At 72.1% G+C, this 26,195-nt stretch carries 31 protein-coding genes; 15 read left to right on the forward strand and 16 right to left on the reverse strand.

The window, feature by feature from the left end; all coding sequences use genetic code 11:
- Positions 1-26 precede the first annotated feature (26 nt).
- Positions 27-560, forward strand: a complete 534-nt coding sequence (locus EUA06_RS14765) for a DUF6199 family natural product biosynthesis protein (protein ID WP_129477101.1) — start codon at positions 27-29, stop codon at positions 558-560.
- Between the two features lie 12 nt (positions 561-572).
- On the opposite strand, the gene EUA06_RS14770 is transcribed toward EUA06_RS14765, so the two are convergent.
- Together EUA06_RS14770 and EUA06_RS14775 are read right to left on the reverse strand one after the other, a co-directional pair.
- On the reverse strand, positions 573-1,004 hold the full coding sequence (locus EUA06_RS14770) for a hypothetical protein (RefSeq protein ID WP_129477103.1): 432 nt from the start codon (positions 1,002-1,004) through the stop codon (positions 573-575).
- Positions 1,001-1,663, reverse strand: coding sequence for a TetR/AcrR family transcriptional regulator (locus EUA06_RS14775; RefSeq protein ID WP_129477105.1), 663 nt, complete (start codon positions 1,661-1,663; stop codon positions 1,001-1,003). The genes EUA06_RS14770 and EUA06_RS14775 overlap by 4 nt, the downstream gene beginning before the upstream one ends.
- Before the next feature lie 51 nt (positions 1,664-1,714).
- Between EUA06_RS14775 and EUA06_RS14780 the strand changes: the two genes are divergently transcribed.
- Positions 1,715-2,212, forward strand: coding sequence for a cupin domain-containing protein (locus EUA06_RS14780; protein ID WP_129477107.1), 498 nt, complete (start codon positions 1,715-1,717; stop codon positions 2,210-2,212).
- Here EUA06_RS14780 and EUA06_RS14785 read toward each other — a convergent pair.
- The 4 genes from EUA06_RS14785 to paaK all read right to left on the reverse strand — a co-directional run bounded on the left by EUA06_RS14785 (position 2,173) and on the right by paaK (position 6,952).
- Positions 2,173-2,799: a hypothetical protein gene (locus EUA06_RS14785; protein ID WP_129477108.1), complete on the reverse strand. Its 627-nt coding sequence runs from the start codon at positions 2,797-2,799 to the stop codon at positions 2,173-2,175. The genes EUA06_RS14780 and EUA06_RS14785 overlap by 40 nt on opposite strands.
- Before the next feature lie 9 nt (positions 2,800-2,808).
- The gene (locus EUA06_RS14790) at positions 2,809-3,276 is read right to left on the reverse strand and encodes a DUF5709 domain-containing protein (protein WP_129477110.1); all 468 of its coding nucleotides are present in this window, start codon (positions 3,274-3,276) and stop codon (positions 2,809-2,811) included.
- A 52-nt stretch (positions 3,277-3,328) separates the two neighbouring features.
- A complete protein-coding gene (locus EUA06_RS14795; protein ID WP_129477112.1) occupies positions 3,329-5,449 on the reverse strand; it encodes a DEAD/DEAH box helicase in 2,121 nt (706 codons plus the stop codon).
- A gap of 195 nt (positions 5,450-5,644) precedes the next feature.
- The gene (gene paaK / locus EUA06_RS14800) at positions 5,645-6,952 is read right to left on the reverse strand and encodes a phenylacetate--CoA ligase PaaK (RefSeq protein ID WP_129477113.1); all 1,308 of its coding nucleotides are present in this window, start codon (positions 6,950-6,952) and stop codon (positions 5,645-5,647) included.
- 52 nt (positions 6,953-7,004) lie between these two features.
- On the opposite strand from paaK, the gene EUA06_RS14805 reads away from it, so the two are divergent.
- Both EUA06_RS14805 and EUA06_RS14810 read left to right on the forward strand, forming a co-directional pair.
- Positions 7,005-7,598, forward strand: coding sequence for a TetR/AcrR family transcriptional regulator (locus tag EUA06_RS14805; RefSeq protein ID WP_129477115.1), 594 nt, complete (start codon positions 7,005-7,007; stop codon positions 7,596-7,598).
- A 20-nt stretch (positions 7,599-7,618) separates the two neighbouring features.
- Positions 7,619-8,635: a hypothetical protein gene (locus EUA06_RS14810; RefSeq protein WP_129477117.1), complete on the forward strand. Its 1,017-nt coding sequence runs from the start codon at positions 7,619-7,621 to the stop codon at positions 8,633-8,635.
- Here EUA06_RS14810 and paaI read toward each other — a convergent pair.
- Genes paaI through paaA form a run of 6 tightly spaced genes read right to left on the reverse strand, consistent with a single transcriptional unit; the run spans position 8,619 to position 12,827 of the window.
- Positions 8,619-9,032: a hydroxyphenylacetyl-CoA thioesterase PaaI gene (gene paaI, locus EUA06_RS14815; protein WP_129477119.1), complete on the reverse strand. Its 414-nt coding sequence runs from the start codon at positions 9,030-9,032 to the stop codon at positions 8,619-8,621. The two genes, EUA06_RS14810 and paaI, sit on opposite strands and share 17 nt — an antisense overlap.
- Positions 9,025-10,080, reverse strand: coding sequence for a 1,2-phenylacetyl-CoA epoxidase subunit PaaE (paaE, locus tag EUA06_RS14820; protein ID WP_207208367.1), 1,056 nt, complete (start codon positions 10,078-10,080; stop codon positions 9,025-9,027). Before paaE ends, paaI begins: the two co-directional genes overlap by 8 nt.
- On the reverse strand, positions 10,080-10,583 hold the full coding sequence (gene paaD, locus EUA06_RS14825; protein WP_129477123.1) for a 1,2-phenylacetyl-CoA epoxidase subunit PaaD: 504 nt from the start codon (positions 10,581-10,583) through the stop codon (positions 10,080-10,082). The genes paaE and paaD overlap by 1 nt, the downstream gene beginning before the upstream one ends.
- Positions 10,583-11,521 (reverse strand): 1,2-phenylacetyl-CoA epoxidase subunit PaaC, encoded by a 939-nt coding sequence (paaC, locus tag EUA06_RS14830; RefSeq protein ID WP_129477125.1) that lies wholly within the window; start codon positions 11,519-11,521, stop codon positions 10,583-10,585. Before paaC ends, paaD begins: the two co-directional genes overlap by 1 nt.
- On the reverse strand, positions 11,521-11,883 hold the full coding sequence (paaB, locus tag EUA06_RS14835; RefSeq protein WP_129477127.1) for a 1,2-phenylacetyl-CoA epoxidase subunit PaaB: 363 nt from the start codon (positions 11,881-11,883) through the stop codon (positions 11,521-11,523). Before paaB ends, paaC begins: the two co-directional genes overlap by 1 nt.
- Positions 11,880-12,827 carry a 1,2-phenylacetyl-CoA epoxidase subunit PaaA gene (gene paaA / locus EUA06_RS14840; protein ID WP_129477129.1) on the reverse strand — a complete coding sequence of 316 codons (948 nt, stop codon included), beginning with the start codon at positions 12,825-12,827 and terminating at the stop codon, positions 11,880-11,882. Before paaA ends, paaB begins: the two co-directional genes overlap by 4 nt.
- 95 nt (positions 12,828-12,922) lie before the next feature.
- Here paaA and paaZ point away from each other — a divergent pair, with 95 nt between their 5' ends.
- The 3 genes from paaZ to EUA06_RS14855 are packed head-to-tail and all read left to right on the forward strand — an operon-like array spanning position 12,923 to position 15,513.
- Positions 12,923-14,953 (forward strand): phenylacetic acid degradation bifunctional protein PaaZ, encoded by a 2,031-nt coding sequence (paaZ, locus tag EUA06_RS14845; protein WP_129477131.1) that lies wholly within the window; start codon positions 12,923-12,925, stop codon positions 14,951-14,953.
- Positions 14,954-14,969: 16 nt separating this feature from the next.
- The gene (locus EUA06_RS14850) at positions 14,970-15,269 is read left to right on the forward strand and encodes a hypothetical protein (protein WP_129477133.1); all 300 of its coding nucleotides are present in this window, start codon (positions 14,970-14,972) and stop codon (positions 15,267-15,269) included.
- Positions 15,270-15,297: 28 nt separating this feature from the next.
- Positions 15,298-15,513 (forward strand): PLDc N-terminal domain-containing protein, encoded by a 216-nt coding sequence (locus EUA06_RS14855; protein WP_129477135.1) that lies wholly within the window; start codon positions 15,298-15,300, stop codon positions 15,511-15,513.
- 4 nt (positions 15,514-15,517) lie between these two features.
- Here the strand turns inward: EUA06_RS14855 and EUA06_RS14860 are convergent, their stop codons facing one another.
- Both EUA06_RS14860 and EUA06_RS14865 read right to left on the reverse strand, forming a co-directional pair.
- Positions 15,518-16,174, reverse strand: coding sequence for an SDR family oxidoreductase (locus tag EUA06_RS14860; protein WP_129477137.1), 657 nt, complete (start codon positions 16,172-16,174; stop codon positions 15,518-15,520).
- Between the two features lie 18 nt (positions 16,175-16,192).
- On the reverse strand, positions 16,193-16,378 hold the full coding sequence (locus EUA06_RS14865; RefSeq protein WP_129477139.1) for a hypothetical protein: 186 nt from the start codon (positions 16,376-16,378) through the stop codon (positions 16,193-16,195).
- Between the two features lie 85 nt (positions 16,379-16,463).
- On the opposite strand from EUA06_RS14865, the gene EUA06_RS14870 reads away from it, so the two are divergent.
- The gene (locus EUA06_RS14870) at positions 16,464-17,450 is read left to right on the forward strand and encodes an LLM class F420-dependent oxidoreductase (protein WP_129477141.1); all 987 of its coding nucleotides are present in this window, start codon (positions 16,464-16,466) and stop codon (positions 17,448-17,450) included.
- 4 nt (positions 17,451-17,454) lie between these two features.
- On the opposite strand, the gene EUA06_RS14875 is transcribed toward EUA06_RS14870, so the two are convergent.
- The gene (locus tag EUA06_RS14875) at positions 17,455-18,477 is read right to left on the reverse strand and encodes an LLM class flavin-dependent oxidoreductase (protein WP_129477143.1); all 1,023 of its coding nucleotides are present in this window, start codon (positions 18,475-18,477) and stop codon (positions 17,455-17,457) included.
- 150 nt (positions 18,478-18,627) lie between these two features.
- On the opposite strand from EUA06_RS14875, the gene EUA06_RS14880 reads away from it, so the two are divergent.
- The 3 genes from EUA06_RS14880 to EUA06_RS14890 are packed head-to-tail and all read left to right on the forward strand — an operon-like array spanning position 18,628 to position 21,201.
- Complete coding sequence (locus EUA06_RS14880; protein WP_129477144.1) at positions 18,628-19,311, forward strand: GntR family transcriptional regulator; 684 nt, start codon at positions 18,628-18,630, stop codon at positions 19,309-19,311.
- Positions 19,308-20,336 (forward strand): 1-aminocyclopropane-1-carboxylate deaminase, encoded by a 1,029-nt coding sequence (locus tag EUA06_RS14885; protein WP_129477146.1) that lies wholly within the window; start codon positions 19,308-19,310, stop codon positions 20,334-20,336. Before EUA06_RS14880 ends, EUA06_RS14885 begins: the two co-directional genes overlap by 4 nt.
- A gap of 16 nt (positions 20,337-20,352) precedes the next feature.
- Positions 20,353-21,201 (forward strand): aminoglycoside phosphotransferase family protein, encoded by an 849-nt coding sequence (locus tag EUA06_RS14890; protein WP_129477148.1) that lies wholly within the window; start codon positions 20,353-20,355, stop codon positions 21,199-21,201.
- Here EUA06_RS14890 and EUA06_RS14895 read toward each other — a convergent pair.
- The gene (locus EUA06_RS14895) at positions 21,194-21,892 is read right to left on the reverse strand and encodes an aspartate/glutamate racemase family protein (RefSeq protein ID WP_129477150.1); all 699 of its coding nucleotides are present in this window, start codon (positions 21,890-21,892) and stop codon (positions 21,194-21,196) included. The two genes, EUA06_RS14890 and EUA06_RS14895, sit on opposite strands and share 8 nt — an antisense overlap.
- Before the next feature lie 31 nt (positions 21,893-21,923).
- On the opposite strand from EUA06_RS14895, the gene EUA06_RS14900 reads away from it, so the two are divergent.
- The 4 genes from EUA06_RS14900 (at position 21,924) to EUA06_RS14910 (ending at position 26,185) form a co-directional block, all read left to right on the forward strand.
- Positions 21,924-22,526: a GNAT family N-acetyltransferase gene (locus EUA06_RS14900; RefSeq protein ID WP_242498168.1), complete on the forward strand. Its 603-nt coding sequence runs from the start codon at positions 21,924-21,926 to the stop codon at positions 22,524-22,526.
- 53 nt (positions 22,527-22,579) lie between these two features.
- The gene (locus tag EUA06_RS14905) at positions 22,580-25,243 is read left to right on the forward strand and encodes an FAD/NAD(P)-binding protein (protein ID WP_129477152.1); all 2,664 of its coding nucleotides are present in this window, start codon (positions 22,580-22,582) and stop codon (positions 25,241-25,243) included.
- A complete protein-coding gene (locus EUA06_RS22495) occupies positions 25,224-25,388 on the forward strand; it encodes a hypothetical protein (RefSeq protein WP_165354406.1) in 165 nt (54 codons plus the stop codon). Before EUA06_RS14905 ends, EUA06_RS22495 begins: the two co-directional genes overlap by 20 nt.
- Before the next feature lie 101 nt (positions 25,389-25,489).
- Complete coding sequence (locus tag EUA06_RS14910) at positions 25,490-26,185, forward strand: hypothetical protein (RefSeq protein WP_129477154.1); 696 nt, start codon at positions 25,490-25,492, stop codon at positions 26,183-26,185.
- The last annotated feature ends 10 nt before the right edge of the window (positions 26,186-26,195 follow it).

Genomic DNA, 26,195 nt, shown 5'->3' on the forward strand with positions numbered 1-26,195 from the left:
ACCTCCGGGCGGGGAGGTGCCCTGCCATGACCGGTGTGCTGTGGCTCGTGGCGATCCTGTTGATCCTCCTGACGGTGGTCGATCCACGCAAGCTCTGGTACTCCACCACCGCCTGGCAGTTCAAGCACCCGGAGGCCAACGAGCCGTCCGAGGCAAGCTTCGCCCTCGGGCGGGTCGTCTCCGGCGCCGCCGCCGCGGGCTTCACGGTCGCAGCGATCGCCGCGACCGTGGGGGCGGTGGCACCGCTGAGCCAGGACCGGCTCGACTCCGCGGGTGACGCTGCGGCACGCGAGCTCACTGGCGAGTACGGCAAGTACAGCTCGCCGGGCATCACTGCGATCGAGGAGGCGCTCGGGCGCGACGACGTGCGGATGCGGGAGGCGCGGACGGTCAACGAGGACGCGCCGTTCGGTGAGTCCTACGGGATCCAGGAGTACTACGAGCTCACGGGCGTGGACGACGACTCGATCGCCGGGTGCCTCGAGGTCGCCTACGACGGAGGCCTCTTCCACGAGGGAGACACCGACGTCAGCGTCGGCTACGCCTCGGGCTCCTGCTGACGGCTCGCTCAGTCACACGTCCGTCCCGGGCGACTCGGCGTCCTCGTAGTCCACGGGCATGCACTGGCCCAGGGTGATGGCCTTGTTCCTCGCGAAGTCGGGCGAGGAGCGAGCCGCTTCGGGATAGCGCCCGGGTCGGAGCTCGGCGTAGTAGCGGACGGCGTCGACGAGCTGCCCCGCGGCTGCCGAGCCGTCGTCCTGCTCCTCGGCGAGCGGCAGAGCGTCCTCGAAGTGCTCGACCGTCCCCTCGAAGTCACCCTGGTTGAAGGCGTCGATGCCGGCTCGCACCTCGGCGCAGGCAGGGCTGTCGACGACGGCCGCCGCCTCCTCGGACGGGGTCGCGCTCGGGGCCTCGTCGTTGCCGCGTGGCGCATCGGTGCCGGTGCACCCGCTCGTGAGCGCCACGAGCACCAGCACGGTGGCAGCCACGACGGATGTCCTCACTCCGTGGAGGCTACCTGCGGGTCCGCGAGCAGGAGGCGGGTCCAGAGGTCTCCCAGTCGGTCGGCGTACGTCGTCGGCGACCAGCCGCGCGCGACGGCGAGGGCGTAGTACTCCGGCGCATTCGTCGTCCAGAGCAGGTCGGCCACCTCGTCGTCGTCGAGGTCGTCGCGCAGGTCGCCGGTCGCGCGCAGGTCGAGCGCCATCGCGAGCATGTGGGCGCGGCGGCGCGCTCCGATCTCGTCGCGCACAGTGGCACAGCCGGGCTCGGTCACCGCGGCCTGGGCGAGCGCCTCGAAGAGTGGCGCGACGCGCGGCATCACGCGGCCAAGCGCGTCGGCGTACGTCGTCAGCTTGAGGCGGGCGCCGTCGGCGGCGAGGATCGCCCTGACGTAGTCGCGTTGCTCGGCCTCCACCGGTCGGTCGGAGCCCGCGAGCTCCATGTCGATCACGGCCAGCAGCAGCTGCGGCTTCCGCCCGACCGCGCGGTAGACGGTGTCCGTGTTGACGCCCGCCGCCAGGGCGATGTCGGCGACACCCGTCGCGGCGTAGCCGACGGTCGTGAAGTGCTCGCGGGCGGCGCGGAGCACGGCCACCTGGGTGGCGGCGGCCTGCTCGGCGCGACGCACGGAGCGGTAGGACCTCTTGACCTCGGCAGGCACGCGGCCTACCTTACATTCATCCGATGTGGATTCGGATGAAATGAGGCGACCATGGGTGAGCCGAACGGCGTCGTGGTCCGACGCCCCGAGGACCGACCGGCCACGTGGGCCATGGGTTCGCTCTTCGAGCACCTGGTCACGGCCGGCGAGAGTGACGGCAGGCTCGGTGTCTCACTGGTGACGCAGCCGCCGGGCATCGCGACGCCGCTGCACCGGCACACCCACGAGGCCGAGGCGTTCCTCGTGCTCGAGGGTCGTGTCTCCTACCGCGCCGGCGACGACACCCACGAGCTCGACGACGGTTGCTTCATCTACCTGCCGCAGTCGGTGCCGCACGCGTTCCGGATCCGCGGCACCTCCCCCGCGCGCTTCGTCGCGTTCACCGCACCCGGTGGGCTGATGGGGCTCTACGACGAGGTGGGCATCCCCGCGGTGGAGCGACGCCTGCCCGGCGAGGACGGACAGCCGCCCGAGGTCGAGCTGCCGAAGTGGGCGGAGGTCGGTCCGCGCTACGGGCTCGAGGTCGTCGGGCCCGGCATCCCCGAGTGACGGGCGACCCCGAGCGTCCCCAGGAGTCGCTCGAAGGCCTCCTCGACGACCAGGTGACGCGACTCGAGCGCCTCACGCACCACGTCCACCGGTGCCGGCTCGAGGCCTGACGCCGTCGCCCAGGCGCGGCAGGCCTCCGCGGCGGCATCGCCCCCGAGCGCCAGCTCGCGCAACCTCGCGGTGTACGCGAGCGTCTCGCGCTCAGTCTCGGCGTTCAGTGCCTCGATCTCGTCGTCCGGCAGCATCGTGCCGTCCTCGTCGAACGGCGGCGGACCGATGACGAAGTGGCTCACCAGGCCGTCGAGGTTCAGCCAGCACCGGTCGATGCCGACGTGCGGGACGGCGATGTGGACGAAGGCGCCGTCGCTGTCGAGGATCGAGGCGCTGAGGAACCCGTCCGGGACGGCCTGGGCCAACCGGTCCACGAAGGCGTCGAACGGCCCCCAGTCGTCACCGAGCCGCTCGAAGATGCGCGTCACGTGGACGCCGTCCGCCCACTGTCCCGCCACGGCCTCGACGTCCTCAGCGGGGAAAGTTGCCTCGGGCAGGCTCGAGCGCGTGACGACCAGGTGGCCGAAGAACCCCACGACCCCGGCTCAGTCGTCGTACGACTCGGGCTCGGGCTCGCGGGTGACGTGCATCGCCGCCTCCTCGGCCGACGCGCCCGCACCGTCGATGCCGACGTCGTAGGCGATCTCCTGCTTGTCGATGTCCTCGCCCAGCCCGGAGTCGGGCTGCACGAGACGGCCGGTGCGCTCGTCGGCCTCGTCGAGGCCGAGCTGCTCGTCGAGGGCGTTCTCGTCCTCGTGGTCGGAGTCGTCGTCATCCTCGGCGTAGGGGTCGATGTCGGGCTCCTCCTCGGCGAGCTTCTCGTCGAGGGACTCCCCCTGGAGGCGCTCGGCCTCGGTGGGGTAGTCCTCGTAGCCCTTGGGTGCCCGGTCCGGCGGCGAGAAGCCGCGGTCGAGCACGTCCTCGAGGTCGCCGTCGTCCAGCGTGTCACCCGGCTGGAGCTGGTCCTCGTCGTCGATGGACATGTCTCCGTAGGTCTCGCGGTCCTCACTCATGCCTACAGGCCTACCGGAGCAGACCTCGCCGGACAAGGGGCGAACGGGTGTGTCAGGCGATGCCGAGCTCGCGCCCCAGGGCGTCGGTCAGCAGTGCCACGAGGGCCTCGGTCTGGATGTTGGCCGACGACGAGACCTCCTCGTCGGAGCCGTCGAGGGCACGCGCGGCCAGGCCGGCCTTGGAGTCGATCAGCTCCGCGATCCGGGTGTCGATCGTCTGCGCGGCGATGATCCGCCACGCCGTGACCGGGTCGCTCTGACCGATGCGGTGCACGCGGTCGATCGCCTGCGTCTGCTCGGCGTCGGTCCACGACAGCTCGGCGAGCACGACGTTGGACGCGACCTGGAGGTTCACACCGACACCGGCCGCGGCGAGCGAGCAGACGACGACCGCCACGTCGGGGTCGTTGACGAAGGAGGTGATCGCCTTCTCGCGCGCCTTCGGGGTCTGGTCGCCGCGGATCGAGACGTGCTTGAGGCCACGCTTGGTGAAGGTCTCCTCGGCGATGTCCATCACGTCGACGTGGCGGGCGAAGAAGACGACCTTGCCGACGTTGCGGGCCAGCTGCGCGGCGTAGTCGGCGGACAGGCCGGCCTTCGCGCGACCGATGCGTCGGAACATCGAGAACACGTTCTCGCCCGACGTGCCCTTGTCCATCTCCTCGCGCTCCCACGTCGCGACGCGGCGTACGAGCTCGTGGTCGATGCCCTCGACGACGGAGCCCGTACGACGGGTCTCGAGCGCCGCCTTGTAGCGCTCGACGAGCCGCCGGGCGAGCTCCTTCTCGGCCGCCTTGATCGAGCGGGCGTCCTCGTCGTCGAGCTCGACTGGGATGTCCGCGATGCGACGGGCGGGGATGTCGGCGGCGACGTCGACCTTGCGGCGACGCACGATGCCCATGTCGATCACGGCCTTGCGGGCCGCGGGGTAGAACGAGTGGTCGGCCGGCGTCAGCTCGGTCTCGTCGAGCGCCTCCATCAGCCGCGCCATCGGGGCGGTGTCGTCGATCCAGCCGAGGAACTGCCAGATTGCGCGGAAGTCCTCGATGTCGTTGATCAGCGGGGTGCCGGTGAGCGCCATCAGCAGCGGCCGGGCGGTGCGGGCGCGCAGCTGCTCGGAGAGCTCGAGCACGTGGCGCGAGCGCTGCGAGGTCTTGTTCTTGATGAAGTGCGCCTCGTCGACGACCATCCCCTTGAAGCCGAAGCTGCCGAGCCAGCCGACGTGCCGGTCGAGGATCTCGTAGTTGACGATGACGACGTCGGCGAACGCGTCGATCTGGCCGCCGTCGCCGTGGATCACGGTGGAGCTGCGGCGCGGCGTCCACCGCTCGGTCTCGCGGGCCCAGTTGGTCTTGACGACGTTGGGGCACACGACGAGCAGCGGGAAGGCGTTGGCGGCCTGCGCGGCGAGCAGCGCCTGCGCGGTCTTGCCGAGGCCGGGCTCGTCGGCGAGGAGGAAGGTCCGGTGGCCCTCGGCCGCGGACGCGATCATCGCGGCCTGGTGGGGCATCAGCTCGAGGTTGCCGGGGGCGGCGAGCGAGGTCGGCTCGGGCAGGTCCATGCAGGACGAGGCGCCGCCGAGCTCGAAGGAGCGGAACAGCGGGCCGAGCAGCTCCCACGTCGACAGCCGGCCGTGGGTGCGACGACGCTCCCGGCCGATGTCGAAGTCGGGGACGAGGAACGGGTTGGCGAGCTGGTGCTGCGCGACCGACTGCGGGATGACGCGCCGCTCGCCGAGGCCGGGACCGGACTCGTCGTCGGGCTTGGGCTCCTCGGGGGCGGCCTCGATGCCGGCCTTGCGGAGCATCTCGAGGCGGAGGTCGCGGGCGCTGCCGGTGATGACGGAGTCCTCGGACAGCAGGCCGAAGAGGGAGGGGTCGCGGGTCGCGGTCTTGGCGAGGATCGTCGCGATGCCGTCGAGGCGCTTGAGCTCGTCGGCCTTCTGCGCGTCGGTCAGCTCCGTCGAGGCGCGTACGTCGCCGCGGTGCTCGCGCACCAGCAGGGCGACCACCTGGAAGCGCACCCGCTGGCCGGGCGCGAGCGGGCCGCGCTGGACAGCGGACTCGAGCTCGCGGACGGCACGCGCCAGGACGGGGACGATGCCCTCGTTGTCCTTGTGGCGGGCGTGCGCTGGGGTGCGGCGAGAGCCGCGTTGGCGCTGGCGCTGGGCCAAGGTGTCCTCCCGGGACTGCAGACGCGGCACGGAGCAGGCGAGCCGGTCGGGCCTCGGCCTGCACGCCGCGGCGTGAGGTGTGGAGCGGGCGCCAGGTGCGCGGTGGCCGCAGGATCATGGCTGATCAGTGGGGCACGGCGTCTGGACGCTGCCCCCACTGTAGCCCCCGCCCGGCCGTCAGCGGTAAACAACCGCTCAGCGCGTCGGTCGGTGGTCGACGATCCGCTTCATCTTGCCGACCGACCGCTCGATCGCGCCGACGTCGACGACGTCCACGCCGACGTTCACCCCGATCCGGTCCTTGATCCGCTGCCGCAGCTCGGTGCCGGCGGCGTCCGCCTCGTCGGCCCTGGTGTGCTCGCGCCGCTCGACCCGCACGGTGAGCTCGTCGAGGTTGCCGGTGCGGTCGAGGTGGCACTGGAAGTGCGGCGACAGCGCCGGCAGCCCGAGGACGATCTCCTCGATCTGGGTCGGGAACAGGTTCACCCCGCGCAGGATGATCATGTCGTCGGTGCGACCGGTGATCTTCTCCATCCGCCGCATGCTGCGCGCGGTGCCCGGCATCAGCCGGGTCAGGTCGCGCGTCCGGTAGCGGATGACCGGCATCGCCTGCTTGGTCAGCGTGGTGAGGACCAGCTCACCCTCCTCGCCGTCAGGGAGCACCTCTCCGGTCACCGGGTCGATCACCTCCGGGTAGAAGTGGTCCTCCCAGACGTGCAGCCCGTCCTTGGTCTCCACGCACTCGCTCGCGACGCCGGGGCCGATCACCTCGGACAGGCCGTAGATGTCGACGGCGTGCATGTCCATCCGCTCCTCGACCTCACGACGCATGTCGTTGGTCCACGGCTCGGCGCCGAAGATGCCGACCTTGAGCGAGGTCGAGCGGGGGTCGACGCCCTGCGCCTCGAGCTCGTCGATGATCGACAGCATGTAGGACGGCGTCACCATGATCACGTCGGGCTCGAAGTCGACGATCAGCTGCACCTGCCGCTGGGTCATCCCACCCGACACGGGCACGACGGTGCAGCCGAGGCGCTCGGCACCGGCGTGAGCGCCGAGTCCGCCGGTGAAGAGCCCGTAGCCGTAGGCGTTGTGCAGGACCATCCCGCGCCGCCCACCCGCGGCCCGGATCGACCGGGCGACGACGTCGGCCCACATGTCGAGGTCGTCGCGGGTGTAGCCGACCACGGTCGGCTTGCCGGTCGTGCCGCTCGACGCGTGGAGTCGTACGACGTCCTCGCGGGGCACCGCGAACATGCCGAACGGGTAGTTGTCGCGCAGCGTCGCCTTCGTCGTGAACGGAAGCCGGGCCAGGTCGTCGAGCGACGCGATGTCGTCGGGACCGACGCCCGCCTCGTCGAAGGCCCGGCGGTAGTGGGCGACGTGGTCGTAGGCGTGGCGCACCGACCACTGCAGCCGCTCCAGCTGGAGCGCCCGCAGCTCCTCGACGGGTGCGGTCTCGATCGGGTCGAGATCGCCGGGCTGCGGGCTCAGGTCGTGCACGGTGTGGTCCTTTGATCGGTGGCCGCGTCATCGGTCGTGAGAACGTTCATCCATGTCAGAGCGCGCACGTCGCGGCCGGCCGGGCCACGACCAGCAGTCGGTCCTCCGGGTCGCCATCGAGCTCTTCAACCGACAAGGCTACGACGCCACCAGCATGGGCGACCTCGCTCGCGAGCTCGGCCTGACCAAGTCCGCGATCTACCACCACGTGCCGAGCAAGGAGCACCTCCTCGAGAGCGCGATCGACGAGGCCCTCGACGCCCTCGAGGCGTCCCTCGACGAGGTGGCCGCGACGAGCGACCTGGATGCCGGGGAGCGGCTGCGCGCCGCCGTGCGCGGCAGCGTCGTCGTGCTCGTCGAGCACCTCCCGGCGGTCACCCTGCTGCTGCGGGTGCGGGGCAACACCCCGGCCGAGAAGGCCGCCCTCCGGCGACGGCGCGAGATCGACGACCGCCTCGCCGAGATGGTGCGCGGCGCCGCCGGCGCGGGCGCTATCCGCGGCGACCTCGACCCGCTGCTGACCAGCCGCCTGCTCTTCGGGATGGTGAACTCGATGACCGAGTGGCTGCGCGACGACGGCGATGTCGAGACGATCGCCGACACGGTGACTACTCTGGCGTTCGACGGCCTCACCAGGCACGCCTGACCACCCACGGGGGAACGACGGTGCGACACCTGCGCTCGCTGCGCTGCGCCCTGATGGCCTTCGTCGTTGGCGTCGCCACCCTCGTCGGCTCCCCCGCCTCGGCCGCAGCAAGCTTCGTCGCCAACGTCGAGGCAGTCACCTCGCCAGCGCCCGGGCAGCTGCTGGTGGCCGGGTGGATGTTCGACGACGACGCCCCGGGCACCTCGATCAGCTATCACGTCTACGTCGGCGGCACGGGACCCGGTGACCCGAGCTCGTGGGGTTACAACCGCGGACTGGCCGCCCTCCGGCGCGACGACGTGGGGGCTGCCTACCCGGGCGCCGGTCCCTTCCACGGGTTCCACGACAGCTGGGCCGTGCCCGTGCACGGGGTGCAGCCGGTCTACATCTTCGCCATCAACGCCGGCGGCACACCGGGCTCCAACGCCCTGCTGTGGAGTGGGACCGTCACGATCGCCAATCCCCCGCCGGACACCACGATCACGTCCCGCCCACCGGCGACGAGCACCAACCCCACCGCCACCTTCGCCTTCACTGCCACCGAGGCGAGCAGCTTCGCGTGCCGGTGGGACCAGGGTGCGTGGACGCCGTGCACCAGTCCCGCCACCGCCACCGTGGCCGTCGGCAGCCACACGTTCTCGGTCGTCGCCACCGACACCGCGGGGGCGCAGGACCCGACACCAGCGTCGTACGCCTTCACGGTCGCGGCTCCTCCACCACCTCCGCCACCTCCGCCACCTCCGCCGACACCGCCGCAGGTCACCGATCCCCCGCCGCCCACGATCACGCTCTCCGTGCGGGCGGTCCGGAAGAAGTCGAAGGTGCGGATCGACATCGGTCCCGACCTCAACCCCTCGAACTACCGCTTCATCGTCCAGCGACGCGACGGCAAGAAATGGCGCACAGTTCGTCGTACGCAGACGCTCGGTGAGCGAGAAATCTCGATCATCGACCTGCCGCGCGGCACCTACCGCGTCGTCGTGCCGCGCCAGCACGAGATGACGGGAGCGCGGGCAGAGGTCAGGCTGAGGCGCTAGTCGGAAGCGTCCGGCTGCGGCCGCGGAACTCGGCGATGACCTCGCCGGCGACCGGGTCGTCGGCCCGCACCGTCACGTCGTAGATCCCGGACCGGCCGCGCAGCGACACCTCGCTGGCGTCGGCGTACAGCGTCTGGCCCAGGCGCCCGGGGGCGAGGAAGTCGATCGAGAAGCCGGCAGCGACGGTCACCGGTCCGTGCGAGTTGCACGCGAGGGCGAACGCCGAGTCGGCGAGCGAGGCGATGATCCCGCCGTGGCACAGGTCGTGGCCGTTGACCATGTCGGGCCGCACGACCATCGACACCCGCGCGCTTCCCGGACCGACCTCGACGAGCTCCATGCCGAGCGTCCCGCTGGCCGCGTCCGCGGCCCACATGTCCCGCGCCGCGTCAGGCATCGAAGTCGACCGTCACCGCGTCGCTGACCGGGTAGGTCTGACAGGTCAGCACGAACTGCTGCTCCACCTCGGCGGGCTCGAGGGCGTAGTTGCGCACCATCTCCACCTCGCCGTCGACGACCTTCGCGCGGCAGGTGCCGCACACGCCGCCCTTGCAGGCGAACGGCAGGTCACTGCGCACGGCCTGGGCCGAGTCGAGGACCGTCGTGTCGCGTGCCATCGGCGTGGTGGTCGTACGTCCGTCGAGCACGACGGTGACGTCGCTGGTCACGCCCTCGACCACGCGGTCCGCGTGGCGCAGCGTCGGCGGCGGCTCGTCGACGAAGAACAGCTCGAAGTGGATCTTCTCCTTCGCGACGCCGAGCTCCTGGAGGACCGTCCGCGCGTCCTGGACCAGCCCCAACGGGCCGCACAGCCAGACGTGGTCGACCGCGGCGAGCGGCACCTTGACCGGGAGGAGGCGGCGGAGCTTGTCGGCGTCGAGCCGACCGGAGAAGAGCTCGACGTCGCGCGGCTCGCGCGAGAGCACGTGGACGAGGTCGAAGCGCGGTCCGTGGAGGTTCTTGAGGTCGCTGAGCTCCTCGGCGAACATCACCGACGTCGTCTCGCGGTTGCCGTAGAGCATCGTCACCGTGCTGGCCGGGTTCGCGAGGACCGAGGCCGCGATCGAGAGCATCGGCGTGATGCCGGACCCGGCGGCGATGCAGAGGTGCCGTCCCGGGCTCGACGGGTCGGCGCGGAAGCTGCCCGAGGGCTCGGCGACCTCGACGGTCTCGCCCGGCGCGACCTGGTGGATCAGCCACGACGAGAACATCCCGTGGGGGATCTCGCGCACGCCGATCCGCGGTGCGGCTCCGGCGGGCGCGCAGATGGAGTACGTCCGGCGGTGCTCGACGCCGTCCACGACCCGGCGCAGCGTGAGCGACTCCCCCGGCTCGAAGTCGAAGAGCTCGCGCAGGTCGTCGGGGACGTCGAAGGTCACGGCTGCCGAGTCGTCGGTCAGCGGCTCGACGTCGCGGACGGTGAGGGCGTGGAACACGGTCGCCACTAGATCTCCTTGACGTGGTCGAACGGCTCGAGGCACTCGGTGCAGCGGTACTGCGCCTTGCAGGCCGTGGAGCCGAACTCCGAGACGAGCTCGGTGGCCGGCGAGCCGCACTGCGGGCAGCGCACCTGGCGTGCGGTCGGCAGCAGCGACAGCGGGATCGGGCCGCTGGTCGAGGGCGCGGGTCCGGGCGGGGAGATCCCGGCGGCGGCGAGCGCGGCCCGGCCGGCCGGGGTGATCCAGTCGGTCGTCCAGGCGGGTTGCAGGCTGACCCGCACCTCGACCCGGTCGAAGCCGGCGCCGGTCAGCTCGCGCACGAGGTCGTCGCGCATCGCGGCCATCGCCGGGCAGCCGGAGTAGGTCGGGGTGATGTCGACGACGACGTGCGAGTCGCCGACCACGTCGACGTCGCGCAGCACGCCGAGGTCGGCCAGCGACAGCATCGGCAGCTCGGGGTCGGTCACCCGCTCCGCGACGCGGCGGGCGCGCTCGGTCGTACGACTCATCACCACTGCCCCCTCGGGTGCGCACGGGCGACGGACTGCATCTCCGCGAGCATCCGGCTCAGCGGCTCGCCGTGCATGCCGTCGCGACCGGTCCTGCCGAGCACACCGGAGCGCCGCGGCGCCTCCGAGCGCTCGACGTCGGCCGCGGTGAGGACCTGGTCGAGGACGGCCTCGGCGGCCTCTCGCACCGTCGCCGGGTCGACGCCGACGCCTGCCTCGGCGGCGGCCGCCTCGACCGGGTGGGCGTCGAACAGCTCCGGCCACAGCGGCCACAGCGCGTCGTACGCCGTGATGAGCCGCCGGCGCGACTCGTCGGTGCCCCGGGCGAGGGTGACGAACCACCGCGCGGCGTAGTCGCGGTGGTAGGCCAGCTCCTTGACGCCCTTGGCGGCGACGGCCGACAGCACGTGGTCGCGGCTCTCGCGCAGCCGCTCGAAGACGGCCAGGCGCCAGACGGAGAACAGCAGCACCCGCACGGTCGCCTCGGCGAAGTCGCCGTTGACGACCTCGGCGAGCCGCACGTTGCGGAACTGGTGGGCCTCCCGGAAGAACGCCAGCGCGTCCTCTGGCGGTGCCGGCGAGCCCTCGGGCAGCGCAGGCACGACCGCGTCGTCGGCCTTAGCGGCGCGGGCGAGCAGCAGCCGCGCCTGGCCGAGCAGGTCGAGCGCGATGTTGGACAGCGCGATGTCGTCCTCGAGGTCGGGCGCGTTGCTCGTCCACTCCGCGATCCGGTGGGACATGACGAGCGAGTCGTCGCCCAGCATCAGGGCGTACGTCGACAAGGTGGCCGCGTCGACGCCGTCGGGGATCGTCGTGTCGACACCCGCCAGCGGGTCCTCGAAGTCGGTGCCGAAGGCCCAGTGGGCGTCGTTGACGAGCAGCCCGCTGTAGGCGCTGTCGTGCTCGTCCTCTGCCGAGGTGTGGATGTGGTCAGCCATTACATGTGGGGGACGTTGTCGGGGATGTCGTAGAAGGTCGGGTGCCGGTAGACCTTGTCGCCGCTCGGCGCGAACATCGGGTCCTTCTCGTCGGGGCTCGACGCGGTGATCGCGTCGGCGCGGACGACCCAGATGCTCACGCCCTCGTTGCGGCGGGTGTAGACGTCCCGGGCGTGCAGCAGTGCCATCCGGTCGTCGGCGGCGTGCAGCGAGCCGACGTGGACGTGGTTGAGCCCGCGCTTGCCGCGGACGAAGACCTCGTAGAGGGGCCACTCGGGCTCGGGGGCCGGCACGCCCTGTCCCGTCGGGACGCCTTCCAGCGGTACGGCGCCGTGGCCGCCCTCGGCGGAGAGGTTGCTCATGCGGATGCCTCCCTCCGGGCGTACGCCGTCGCGGCCTCGCGGACCCAGGCGCCGTCCTCGTGGGCGCGGCGGCGGTGGGCCATCCGCTCGGCGTTGCAGGGGCCGTTGCCCTTCACCCCCTGCATGAACTCCTCCCAGTCCGGCTGGCCGAAGTCGTGGTGGCCGCGCTCCTCGTTCCACCTCAGCTCGGGGTCGGGCAGCGTCACGCCGAGCGCCTCGGCCTGCGGGACGGACATGTCGACGAACTTCTGGCGCAGCTCGTCGTTGGTGTTGCGCTTGATCCCCCACGCCATCGACTGGGCGGTGTTCGGAGAGTCGGCGTCGGGCGGGCCGAACATCATCAGCGCGGGCCACCAGAAGCGGTCGACCGACTCCTGCACCATCGCGCGCTGCTCGTCGGTGCCGCGCATCATCGTGGTCAGCAGCTCGTAGCCCTGGCGCTGGTGGAAGGACTCCTCCTTGCAGACGCGGATCATCGCGCGGCCGTAGGGGCCGTAGGAGGTGCGGCAGAGCGGGACCTGGTTGCAGATCGCGGCACCGTCGACCAGCCAGCCGATCGTGCCGACGTCGGCGTACGACAGGGTCGGGTAGTTGAAGATCGAGGAGTACTTCTGGCGCCCCGAGATGAGCATCTCGGTGAGCTCGAGGCGGGAGACGCCGAGCGTCTCGGCGGCCGAGTAGAGGTAGAGCCCGTGGCCGGCCTCGTCCTGCACCTTGGCGAGCAGGATCGCCTTGCGCCGCAGGCTGGGCGCGCGCGAGATCCAGTTGCCCTCGGGCTGCATGCCGATGATCTCGCTGTGCGCGTGCTGCGCGATCTGGCGCACGAGGGTCTTGCGATAGCCCTCCGGCATCCAGTCGCGCGGCTCGATCCGGTCGTTGCGCGCGATCGTCGCCTCGAAGTGGCTCTCCAGCTCTTCGTCGGGCGCGGCGTGCGTGAGCGTCATCAGGCCTCCAGCGATTTACTGACCGATCGGTCTGGTATTAGTGTGTCACTCGCCACTCTGGCACGCAACACGCCGAACATCGAGGGAGACCGCCCGTGACCCGTCTGCTCGAGAGCTACGCCGCCGGACGCTGGTACGCCGCCCCCGCCGAGGGCGACCCGCTGCTCGACGCCGCCACGGGCGAGGAGGTCGCGCGCATCTCCAGCGCCGGCCTCGACCTCGGCGCGATGGCCCACCACGCCCGCACCGTCGGCGGCCCGGCGATCCGCGAGCTGACCTTCCACGAGCGGGCGCTGCTGCTCAAGGAGCTGGCCACGCACCTGACCGGTCTCAAGGACGAGTTCTACGAGCTGTCGCTGGCCACCGGCGCGACCAGGCGCGACTCGATGATCGACATCGACGGCGGCTTCGGCACGGTCTTCAGCTACTCCTCGAAGAGCCGCCGCGAGCTGCCCAACGACATCGTGGTCTGCGACGGCGACCTCGAGCAGCTCGGCCGCACCGGCGTCTTCATGGGCCAGCACGTCTACACCTCGCGCCCCGGCGTCGCGGTGCAGATCAACGCCTTCAACTTCCCCGTCTGGGGCATGCTCGAGAAGCTCGCGCCCGCCTTCGTCGCCGGCCTCCCGTCCCTGGTGAAGCCCGCCAGCCAGACGGCGTACCTCACCGAGCTCGTCGTCCGCCGGATCATCGAGTCCGGGATCCTGCCGGAGGGCTCGCTGCAGCTGCTGTCGGGCTCGGCCGGCGACCTGCTCGACCACCTCGGCGTGCAGGACTCGGTCGCGTTCACCGGCTCCGCGCACACCGCGGGGATCCTGCGCCAGCACCCGTCGGTCCTGCACGGCGGCGTGACGCTGCAGGTCGAGGCCGACTCCCTCAACTGCTCCGTCCTCGGCCCCGACGTCACGTCGAGCGACCCCGAGTGGGACCTCTTCGTCAAGGGCGTCGTCACCGAGATGACGGCCAAGGCCGGCCAGAAGTGCACGGCGATCCGCCGGGTCATCGTGCCGGCGGGTGTCGCCGACGAGATGACCGACGCGATCGCGGCCAAGCTCGCCTCCATCACGGTCGGCAACCCGGGCGACGAGTCCGTCCGGATGGGTCCGCTCGCCTCCCTCGGCCAGCGCGAGGAGGTGCGCAAGGCCGTCGAGGCACTGCGCTCGTCGGCCGACGTCGTCCTCGGTGACCCGACGGCGACCTCCGGGTTCGCCGGCGACGGGGAGCGTGGCGCCTTCATGTCGCCGGTGCTGCTCAGGGCCCGCGCGGGCGCGGTGGAGCCCCACGACGTCGAGCCCTTCGGCCCGGTGTCGACCGTGATGTCGTACGACTCGCTCGACGAGGCCGTCACCCTGGCCGCCCGCGGCAAGGGGTCGCTGGTCGGGTCGGTCGTCACCCACGACCCGGCCGTCGCCCGCACGCTCGTCCTCGGCCTCGCGCCGTGGCACGGCCGGATCCTGGTCCTCGACCGTGACGACGCCCCCGAGTCCACCGGCCACGGCTCTCCCCTGCCGATGCTCGTCCACGGCGGCCCCGGCCGCGCCGGCGGCGGCGAGGAGCTCGGCGGCGTCCGCGGCGTGCTGCACCACATGCAGCGCAGCGCGATCCAGGCCTCCCCCGACATGCTCACCGCCATCACCGGTCGCTGGACTCGCGGGTCGCAGCGCACGATCACGCCCGAGCACCCGTTCCGCCACTCCCTCGCGACGCTGCAGGTCGGCGACACGATCACCTCGGAGCCGCGGGTCATCTCGCGCGACGACATCGACCACTTCTCGGAGTTCACCGGCGACACCTTCTACGCGCACACCGACCCCGAGGCCGCCGCGCAGAACCCGCTCTTCGGCGGGATCGTCGCCCACGGCTACCTCATCGTGTCGATGGCCGCCGGCCTCTTCGTGGACCCGGCGCCGGGTCCGGTGCTCGCCAACTTCGGCGTCGACAACCTGCGCTTCCTCACGCCGGTCAAGGCGGACGACTCGATCCAGGTGACGCTGACGGTCAAGCAGATGACCCCGCGCGCGACCGCCGACTACGGCGAGGTGCGCTGGGACGCGCTGGTCGTCAACGGCGACGGCGAGCCGGTGGCGACGTACGACGTGCTGACGCTGGTGGCGAAGGAGGCCTGAGCACTACGTTGACGCCGTGACTCCTGCAGCCCAGCGCGTCGTCGGCGGCGTCCTCCTGCTCGCGACCGGCATGCTCAGCCTGCCGGTGGCGGCGTTCCTGCTCGACGGCCGGGCCACGGAGAACTGGATCATCCCGGTCCAGCTCCTCGCGATGGCCGTGACCGGAGCAGCGCTGACCGTCGGGCTCCCGGGCCTGGCGCGCGAGGGCGCGTCGACCGGACGGCGCATCCGCACCGGGATCTGGTGGGGACTGCTGGCCGCACTCGTCGGCGTCCTGGTCTCCTGGTTCCTGATCAGCGGCTTCGGCGGCGCCTGACCCGGTGCCCGGCCGGTACGGTGCGAGCATGCCCAAGAAGTCCTGGTCCGACATGACCCCCACGCAGAAGAAGGTCGTCGTTGCCGTCGGCATCGTCGAGGTCGCCGTGACGACGTGGTGCGTCCGGGACCTGAAGGACCGGCCCCAGGAGCTGGTGCGCGGGCCGAAGATCCTCTGGGGACCGGCGCTCTCGGTGCAGCCGTTCGGCCCGATCGCCTACCTGGTGTGGGGTCGCAGGCGCTGATCCCTCAGCCGGAGTAGGGCACCTCGCTGCGCCACTGCGACTCGTCGGTCGTGACCGCGGCCCACAGCGCCTCGGCGACCCGGTCGGGGGTGAAGGCCCCTTCGCGCGACAAGGTCCCGCGCACCGTGACCGACACCGCGCGGATCCCGTCGGGCGCGAGGGTCTTGTCGAGGCTGTGCACCAGGTTGCGCACGCCGGCCTTCTGCACGCCGAGCGACGCTGCGCCCTCCCACGGGTCGTCCGCGGCCATGCTGCCGGTGACGCTGATCCGCCCTCCCGACGACATGTAGGGCCGCGCCGCCTGAGCCACCGTCAGCAGTGCGCCGACCCCGAGGGCGACGTCCTCGAGCAGCTCGGCAACGGTCAGCGACAGCGGGTCCTTCTCGCGGAACGCGCTGGGGTTGAAGTGCAGGACGTCGATGTGGCCGGTGTGCTCACCGAAGCGTCGTACGGCGTCGCGTGCCGCCTGCTGGTCGGTGACGTCGGCGACGGCGTGTCCGACGGTCGCGCCCCGGGCCTCGAGGTCGGGGACGAGGTCGTCGAGCGCCTGCTGGTCGGCGCCCAGCAGCGCGACGTCGTACCCCTCGTCCGCGAAGCGGCGGGCCACCGACCCGCTCACGCCGGGTCCGGCTCCGACGATGACGATCACAGGTCTGCTCATGACCAGTGTTCTACCGCGTCAGGGCTTGTGCGGCTGCTTGCCGGTCGGGTCCTCGGGGATCGCGTTGGGGCCCTGTGCCCCCTCCTGCACGTCTCCGGACTCCTGGTCGGGCTGCCCGGCGACCGAGTCGCCGGCACTGATGTCGTCCGGCTCGTCGCCCTCGGGGGCGAGCTCGGAGACCTGTCCACCTTCGTTGCTGTCCATGCTCCCCAGACTTGCACCGCACCCCTGACGGGGGCTCACCTGCCTGGGTGGTGGCTCGCCCCGCCTTGCTGGCTACGGTCGAGGAATGACGCGTTTCGGGTACACGTTGATGACCGAGCAGAGCGGCCCGCGGGAGCTGGTGGCGTACGCCGTCGCGGCGGAGCGGGCGGGCTTCGACTTCGAGGTGATGAGCGACCACTTCTCGCCCTGGCTCACCGAGCAGGGGCATGCGCCCTACGCCTGGACGACCCTGGGCGCCGTCGCCCACGCGACCGAACGGGTCGACCTGATGACCTACGTGACCTGCCCGACCCTGCGCTACCACCCGGCCGTCGTCGCACAGAAGGCCGCGACCCTGCAGATCCTGGCCGAGGGGCGGTTCACCCTGGGCCTCGGCAGCGGCGAGAGCCTCAACGAGCACGTGGTCGGCGAGGGCTGGCCGTCCTTCGTCGAGCGCCAGGACATGCTCGAGGAAGCGATCGAGGTGATCCGCTCGCTGCACACCGGTGACCTCGTCGACCACCGCGGTGACTTCTTCCAGGTCGACTCCGCGCGGATCTGGGACCTGCCCGAGCAGGGCGTCGACATCGGCGTCGCGGTCGCCGGCGACCGCGCGATCCAGCGCTTCGCGCCCCTGGCCGACCACCTCGTCGCGGTCGAGCCGAAGGTCGAGATCATCGAGAACTGGAACGACGTCGACGGCGCTCCTCGCATCGGGCGCGACGCCCGGGCGATCGGCCAGATCCCGATCTGCTGGGACCCCGACGAGGAGAAGGCGATCGCGCGGGCGCACGAGCAGTTCCGCTGGTTCAGCGGCGGCTGGTCGGTCAACGCCGACCTGCCCACGCCGGCCGGCTTCGCCGGCGCGACGACGTACGTCCGACCGGAGGACGTCGCCGAGTCGATCCCCTGCGGTCCCGACCTCGACGCGATCGTCGAGGCGGTCTCGGCCTACTGGGAGGCCGGGTTCACCGACGTCGCTCTCGTGCAGATCGGCGACGAGGGCCAGGACCGGTTCATCGCCGAAGCGGCCGGCCCGCTGCTGGAGAAGCTGCGGGCCGCCGCCCCCTGACGCCTCAGCGCCAGCCGAGGTCGGGCGCGACCTGCGTCAACACCGTCTCCAGCAGGTGGGCGTTGTAGTCCACGCCGAGCTGGTTGGGCACCGTGAGCAGCAGGGTGTCGGCCGCGGCGACGGCCTCGTCGTCGGCGAGCTCCTTGACGAGGATCTCCGGCTCCGCGGCGTACGTCTTGCCGAAGACGGCGCGCAGGTTGGCCTCGATCTGGCCGAACTGGTCCTGGCTGGTGCCCTCGCGGCCGAAGTACATCCGGTCGAGATCGGTCGTGATCGGCATGATCGACCGGCTGACCGAGACGCGAGGCTCGCCCTCGTGGCCGGCGGCCTTCCACGCCTCGCGGTAGACCTCGATCTGCTTGCGCTGCTGGACGTGGAACGGCTCACCGGTCTCGTCGGCCTTGAGCGTCGACGACATCAGGTGCATGCCCTTCTCGGCGGTCCACCGGGCCGTCGCGTCGGACGCAGCGCCCCACCAGATGCGGTTGCGCAGGCCGGGCGAGTGCGGCTCCGGGCGGAGCAGGCCCGGCGGGTTCGGGAACATCGGGCGCGGGTTGGGCTCGGCGAAGCCCTCGCCCTCGAGCACCTGGAGGAAGACCTCGGTGTGGCGGCGGGCCATGTCTGCCTGGTCCTCGCCCTCGGCGGGCGCGTAGCCGAAGTAGCGCCAGCCGTCGATGACCTGCTCCGGTGATCCCCGGCTGATGCCGAGCTGGAGCCGGCCGCCGGAGATGAGGTCGGCGGCGCCGGCGTCCTCTGCCATGTAGAGCGGGTTCTCGTAGCGCATGTCGATCACGCCGGTGCCGATCTCGATCCGGCTCGTCCGGGCGCCGACGGCGGCGAGCAGCGGGAACGGGGAGGCGAGCTGGCGGGCGAAGTGGTGGACGCGGAAGTACGCACCGTCGGCGCCGAGCTCCTCGGCCGCGACCGCGAGGTCGATCGACTGCAGCAGCGTGTCGGAGGCGGACCGCACCGCGGACTGCGGCGAGTCGGTCCAGTGGCCGAAGTTGAGGAAACCGATCTTCTTCATATCTGGTTCAACGCTCAACCACTGTGGTTGTTCCCGTGGCCCCACGCCCCGGTAGTCCAGTGAGTTCTGGTCGTCCTTCGGGCCCGCGGACGACCAGATTCCACTGGACTACCTTGACGGATGAGGCATCGTCGATGTGCAATATATTGCATGCCGATCCCCGCGACCGCTGCTCCCCTGCGGACCGAGCTGCTGCGCGACTCCGTCCACGACCGGCTGCGCGACGCGATCGTCGACGGCACGCTCGCGCCGGGCGAGGTCGTGCGCGACACCGAGCTCGCGAGCTGGCTCGGCGTCAGCCGTACGCCGGTCCGCGAGGCGTTGCTGCGACTGGGCGGGACCGGCCTCGTGCGGGCCGCGCCCGGCCGGTCGACCGTGGTCGCCGAGATCGACCTGGCCGAGGTGCGCGAGGCCCACGCGGTCGTCGCGAGCATGCACCGGCTCGCCGTGGCCGAGGCGGTCGCCCGGCTCACCAGCGCCGACCTGGGGCGGATGCGCGCGGCCAACGAGCGGTTCGCGAGCGCCGTCAACGCCCACGACACCGACGCGGCGCTCGCCGCCGACGACGACTTCCACGCGGTCGCCGTCGACGCCAGCGCCAACCGGGCCGTCGCGACGGTGCTCGACCAGTTCGGCCCGGTCGTGCGCCGTCTCGAGCGGCTGCGCTTCGCCTCCCTGGCCGCTGCCGACTCCGTCGACCTCCACGACCGCCTCGTCGCCGCCTGCGAGGCCGGCGACGCCGACGCCGCTGCCGACGTCGCCTTCCGCACCTGGCAGAACCTCGCCGACCTCATCCCCGACACGACCGACACCGTCACCCAGGAGACCCCGTGATCCTCGAGCAGTTCGAGCGCTACCCGCTCACCTTCGGTCCCTCGCCCGTCCAGCACCTCAGGCGGCTGACGCAGCACCTCGGCGGCGCCGAGGTCTGGGCCAAGCGCGAGGACGTGAACAGCGGCCTGGCCTACGGCGGCAACAAGGTGCGCAAGCTGGAGTACATCGTCCCCGACGCCCTCGCCAGCGGCGCCGACACGCTCGTCTCCATCGGCGGCTACCAGTCCAACCACACCCGGCAGGTCGCCGCCGTCGCGGCGCACCTCGGCCTGAAGTGCCGCCTCGTGCAGGAGAAGTGGGTGCCGTGGGACGACCCGACCAACACCCAGGTCGGCAACATCCTCCTCAGCCGGATGATGGGCGCCGACTCGCGCCTCGACGACAGCGGCTTCGACATCGGGATCCGCGACTCGTGGAAGGACGCGATCCGCGAGGTCGAGGAGGCCGGCGGGACGCCGTACGCCATCCCGGCCGGCGCCAGCGAGCACCGCCTCGGCGGGCTCGGCTTCGCCAACTGGGCCTTCGAGGTCGCCGAGCAGGAGAAGGCGCTCGGCATCACCTTCGACACGATCGTCGTGTGCACCGTGACCGGCTCGACGCACGCCGGGATGATCGCCGGGTTCGCAGCGCTCGAGGACCTCACCGGCGTACGCCGTCGGGTGATCGGCATCGACGCGAGCGCCACCCTGGAGAAGACCCGCGACCAGGTCGGCCGGATCGCCCGCCACACCGCCGACCTGATCGAGCTCGGCCGCGACCTGCGTGACGACGAGATCACCGTCCTCGAGGGCTGGGCCGGCGACCTCTACGGCGTGCCGGTCGAGTCGACGATGGAGGCGATGGCGCTCGGCGCGCAGCTCGAGGCGATGATCACCGACCCGGTCTACGAGGGGAAGTCACTCGCCGGCCTGGTTGACCTGGTGAAGGACGGCGACATCTCGCGCGACTCACACGTGCTCTACGCCCACCTCGGTGGCCAGCCGGCGACCAACGCCTACCACTCGCTCTGGCCCGCACAGGGCTGAGGCTAGCCTCGCCCGGGTGTACGACGATGCGCTCGCCTGGGCCGGCTCGGCCGTCGGATCGCCGGTCTCGTCCCACGAGCGGCTGCAGGGTGGGATGACGTCGCGGATGCTCGCCCTGCGCCACGACGACGGCTCGGAGTCGGTGCTCCGGCTGATGATCAACGAGCCGTGGCGCACCCACGGTGCCGAGCTCACCACCCGCGAGCGCGACGCCCAGCTCTTCCTCGCCGGGACGGACGTGCCGGCGCCGACGACCATCGCGCTCGACGCGGGCGGCCAGGCCTGCGGCGTCGCCGGCCACCTCATGTCGCGGCTGCCGGGGACCGCCCGGTCCGAGGTCGACCCCGACGGGCTCCGCGCGATGGCCGACCTGCTCGCGCAGGTCCACCGGCTCCGTCCGGCCGAGCCGTTCCGCGACTACCAGTCCTGGGCGTGGGAGGCGAAGTGGGTCGTGCCGTCCTGGACGCGCCACCCCGACTCGTGGCGCCGCGCCTTCGAGGTGCTGGCAGGGCCGGCACCGGCCTACGCGCCGACGTTCCTGCACCGCGACTTCGGCCACCGCAACCTGCTGTGGACCGACGGTGCGGTCAGCGGTGTCGTGGACTGGGTGGAGACGTCGACCGGGCCGGCGTGGCTCGACGCCGCGCACGCCGCGTCCAACCTCGCGGTGATGATCGACACCGGACCGGCCGCCGCATTCCTCGAGGAGTACTCCGCCCACGCACCGGAGCCGCTGCACCCGTTCTGGCTGGTGATGGACACCGTCGGCTACCTCCCGCCGCCCGGCAAGCCGCAGATGTTCCGCCAGCCCGACCAGGTCGAGCGGCTCGACGACTGGCTGGACGAGGTCGTGCGGCTCAGCTGAGCGCGAAGTCGACCGCCGCCCTCGCGTGCAATGCGGTCGTCGCGAAGACCGGGACCTCCACGTCCTCCGGACCGATCAGCAGCTCGATCTCGGTGCAGCCGAGGACCACTCCCCCGGCGCCCCGCCCGACCAGCCGCCGCACCACGTCGACGTACGCCTCCCGCGACTCCTCGCGCACGACGCCGAGCACGAGCTCGTCGTAGATGACGTCGTGCACGAGCGTCAGGTCGTCACCCTCCGGCACGAGCACGTCGATGCCGTGGGAGCGGAGGCGGTCGGCGTAGAAGGGCTGCTCCATCGTGAAGCGGGTGCCGAGGAGGGCGACCCGGTCGAGACCTGCCGCCCGGACCGCCTCGGCGGTGACGTCGGCCAGGTGCAGCAGCGGGATGTCGACGGCCGCCTCGATCGCGTCCGCGACCTTGTGCATGGTGTTGGTGCAGAGCACGACGCACTCGGCACCGGCGGCCTCGAGCCCGCGCGCCTCGGCGGCCAGCAGCGCACCGGCCGCCTCCCAGTCGCCGGCGACCTGCATCGCCTCGACGTCGGCGAAGTCGACGGACGCCAGCACGAGCCGCGCGGAGTGGAAGCCACCGAGCCTGGTCCGGACGTCCTCGTTGACGAGCCGGTAGTAGAGCGCCGTGCTCTCCCAGCTCATCCCGCCCAGCAGGCCGATCCGGCGAAGCTCACCCATGGCTGTCAGTCAACACCTCTAGCGTGGCCACGTGCCCACCGCTCCGCTCGCTCGCGCCGACGGGATCGTCGTCCACCCCGCCACGCACGCCCGCTTCGACGACGTGCGCACGATGGTCGGCCCGAAGAACCCGACCTCCAGTGTCTGCTGGTGCCTCAGCCACCGCATCCCCGCCAAGCAGAACACCTCGCTGGCCGGGCAGGAGCGCGCCGACTTCGTCGAGGCGCTCACCCGCAAGCGCACCAAGCCCGGCGTGCTCGCCTACGACGGCGACGAGGTGGTCGGGTGGGCCGCGGTCGCACCCCGTGCCGACCTGCCCTTCGCCCGCTCCACCAAGATCCCGCACGTCGACGACCAGGACGCGTGGTCGGTCTGGTGCGTCCGCGTGCGGCCCGGCCACCGCGGCCGCGGGATCTCCCACGTGCTGCTCGAGGGGGCGGTGGCGTACGCCGCCCAGCGGGGCGCGCCGGTCGTCGAGGGCTATCCCGTGGACAACCAGGGCGAGAAGGTCGACCTGACCATGGCCTACGTCGGCACCCGCGTGCTCTTCGAGAAGGCCGGCTTCACGCTCGCGGCCCGCACCGAGGCCACCTCGGCGGGGTTCCCGCGCGTGGTGATGCGGCGCAACGAGTAGCCGCTTGCTATCTTAGTCCAGTAAGTCAGTGGACTATTGGAACGGAGCGCGGCATGGTGACGAACGAGGGCGACTGTCGGGTCGTCGTGGTCGGCGCCGGCGCCGGCGGTGCGCTGGTCGCAACCCACCTGGTCACCGCGCTCTCGTCGCGCTTCCGCGTCGAGCTGGTCGACCCGGCGCCCACGACCGGTCGCGGGCAGGCGTACTCGACCACCGACGAGCGCCACCTCCTCAACGTCCCCGCCTCGGGCATGACCGCCTTCCCGCGGGACCCCGAGCACTTCCTCCGCTGGCTGCGCAACCACCACGACCCGACGTTCCAGCCGCACGAGTTCGCGCCGCGCGCCGTCTTCGGCCGCTACATCGAGAGCCTCCTCACCACGGCGACCGAGTTCCCCGGCAACGCCCGGCTCGTACGCCGTCAGGCCGCGGTCGTCGACATTTCCGAGGCGGGCGGCGGCTTCGTCGTCGACCTCTCCGACGGCGACCGCATCGAGGCGCGGGCCGTCGTGCTCGCGACGAGCAGCAAGCCGGGCACCGGCTGGGCGCCGGCCGAGCTCGCGGGCGACCCGAGGCTCATCGCCGACCCCTGGACGCAGCCGATCCCCGAGGTGGGCGACGTGCTCATGCTCGGTTCGGGCCTGACGATGGTCGACCTCGCGATCAGCGCGGACCGCCCCGACCGCACCCTCCACGTCGTCTCCCGCGCCGACGCGGTGCCGCACCCCCACGTGCTGCCCACGACTCCGCCGGTGCCGCCGCCGCCCGGCATCACCCGCACCCAGGACCTCGACGCCCTGCGGTCGACGATCGCCGCCCACGTCGACTCGACGGTCGCGGCGACCGGTGACTGGCGGGCCGCTGTCGACGGCCTGCGCCCGGTGACCGCCCAGCTGTGGCGAGGCCTGTCGGAGGCCGACAAGCGCCGCTTCATCGCCGAGGACGCCCGCAGCTGGGACGTGCACCGGCACCGGATGGCCCCGGCGACCGCCCGCCGCTTCGACGCGATCGCCAGCGCCGGTCGGCTCGAGCGCCACCGCGGCACCCTCGCCGCCGTACGCGCCGGCGACCATGCCCTCCACGTCACCCTCGACGACGGCACCGAGCTGCGCGTCGCCGCCGTCGTCAACTGCACCGGCCCGGTCGGCTCCATCGCCGCCGACCCGCTGATGACCCGGCTCGCCCGGACCGGGCTCGTCCGACCCGGTCCGGCCGGCCTCGGCGTCGACACCGCCGACGACGGCCGCATCCTCGGCACGCTGCCGGACCACCTCCCCTTCCTCGCGGTCGGCTCGCTGCGCCGCGGGAACCTGTGGGAGTCCACCGCGATGCCCGAGATCCGCGAGCAGGCCTACGACGTCGCGCGCGTCGTGAGCCGGTCGATGCACGGTGAGTCCCGGCGCCGGCCGGTCGACCCCTACGGCCTGACGCTCTCGACCAGCACCGACGCCGCCGAACGCTACAACGCCGCGCTCGGTCGCCTCCTGCGGCTGCAGGACGGCGTGGAGGACGGCCTTGCCGCCGCGGTTGCCGAGGACGAGGGGTTCGTGCAGGCGCACGCCGCGCTCGCCCTGCTGGGCCACGAGTGGGGCGCGGACATCGACAACCACTGGCAGGTCTCGCTCCGCGCGGCCCACCGCGCCGCCGCCGAGCGCCACCTCGACGACCGCGAGAGCTCGTTCCTCGACGCCGTCACCACCCGCCTCCGCACCGACGAGGCGACGGGCGCGGCCGCCCTGCTGCGACACGTGCGCCTCTTCCCGCGCGACGCCCTCGCCGTGAGCGTCGCGGTCCCGACGGTCGCCTTCGGCGGCCTCACCAGCGGCAGCCAGACCGCCCAGCTGGTCGAGTCGCTCGGTCGGTCCTACGGCGACGACTGGTGGTACGCCGGCCAGCTCGCGTTCGTCCGCCAGGACCAGGAGCGCTGGGCCGAGGCGGAGGAGCTGTCGTCGTACGCCCTCTCCGTCGAGCCCGCCTCCGGTCACGCCGTGCACGCCCGCGCGCACGTCTTCTACGAGACCGGCGACCACAGCGCGGGCCTCGCCTGGCTCGACGAGTGGATCCGTTCGCGCGGCCCCGAGGCCAACCACCGCTCCCACTTCTCCTGGCACGCCGCGCTCCACGAGCTGATGCAGGGCGACGTCGAGGCCGTACGCCGTCGCTACGCCCGCGAGCTCGCACCCTCCGTCGTCACCGGGAGCCGCGTCGTCGTCGACAGCGGCGCGCTGCTGTGGCGCGGCCGCGTCACCGGTGCGTGGACCGACGACCTGCCGGTCGGGGAGGTCCGCGCGCAGGCCCCGGCCGAGTGGCTCACCGCTCCCCCGACGCCGTTCGCGGCGATGCACAGTGCCGTGCTGCTCGCCGCCGACGCAGATGCGACTGCCCTCACCCGGCTGGCCGAGGAGTCGGCACGCCACGAGGACCGCGTCTTCCGCGACGTCGTCGCGCCGCTGTGCGCCGGCCTCGTCTCGGTCGTCGAGGAGCGCTGGGACGCGGCGTCCGCGACCCTCACCGCGGTCGTCGGCGGCATGGCCCCGCTGGGTGGCAGCAAGGCGCAGCGCGAGGTGGTCGAGGACACCCTGGTCTTCGCCCTGGCGATGGCCGACCGCAACACCGAGGCGGCGGCCGTCCTCGACGAACGACTCTCCCGCCGCTCGTCCCCGCTCGACGCCCGCCGCCGGGCCGCGGTGGTCGCCGGTGTCCCGGCCGGCCGCTGAGCAGACCGTGCTCCAGGACGCGCTCGGCACCGTGGCGGTGACGACGATGTTCGCCCTCGCGATGGTCGAGCTGCACGTGGAGCTCGTCGCCGGAGCGGCGGCCTGGTTGGCCGCCTGGTGGCTGCTGCGGGAGGAACGGGCCTAGCCGAACGGGTACACGTGTCCGCGATGTGGCCCTCGATCCAGCGGATCAGGGGCAAGAGGTCGGACACGTGTGGGGCTCGGACGACCCATAGGATCCCGGCCGTGCCCGCAGCCAACCCGGTCTTCGACCGGCTCTTCGACGACGCCGTACCCGCCCTGCTCGGTGGGTCGCACCGCCGGGACGAGCCCCCGGTCGACGGCGGCCGCTGGCCGGTCAGCATCGTCGCGGTGCCCGGCTCGGAGGCCAGCGGCGTCCTGGCCGATCTGATGGACGACGCCCTCGTCCACGCCGGCCCCGGACACTTCGAGACCGGTCGGTCGGACGCCAGCCACCTCACGGTGCGCGCGCTCGAGCCCTACCGCGAGGCCGCGTCCGCCACGGACGACATCACCGGCCAGTGGGTCGCGGCCCTGGACGAGGTCGGCCGAGCCTCCGCTCCCGTCACCCTGCGCTTCACCGGGGTCACGCTCACCGTCAGCGGCGTGATGGTCCAGGCCGAGCCCGTCGACGACGGGCCTTGGGAGCTCATGCGGCGGCTCCGCACCGCCCTCGGCCCGCTCGCATGGTTCGAGGACCAGTGGCAGGAGCGCGACATCTGGTACTCCAGCATCCTGCACTTCGCTGCACCCGTCCTCGACCCGGCGGGCCTGGTCGGGTGGGCCGAGCAGAACCGCGCGTCGCTCGCGCTCGACGTCACGCTGGACTCCTTGGTCCTGACCCGGTTCCGCTACCGCGAGGTCGACGGGCGGCGCCACATGGCGATGGAGCCCTGGCACGCCGCCGCCCTCGCCGGATGACGTGCTGCTA

This window comes from Nocardioides glacieisoli, from assembly GCF_004137245.1.
GTDB lineage: Bacteria > Actinomycetota > Actinomycetes > Propionibacteriales > Nocardioidaceae > Nocardioides > Nocardioides glacieisoli.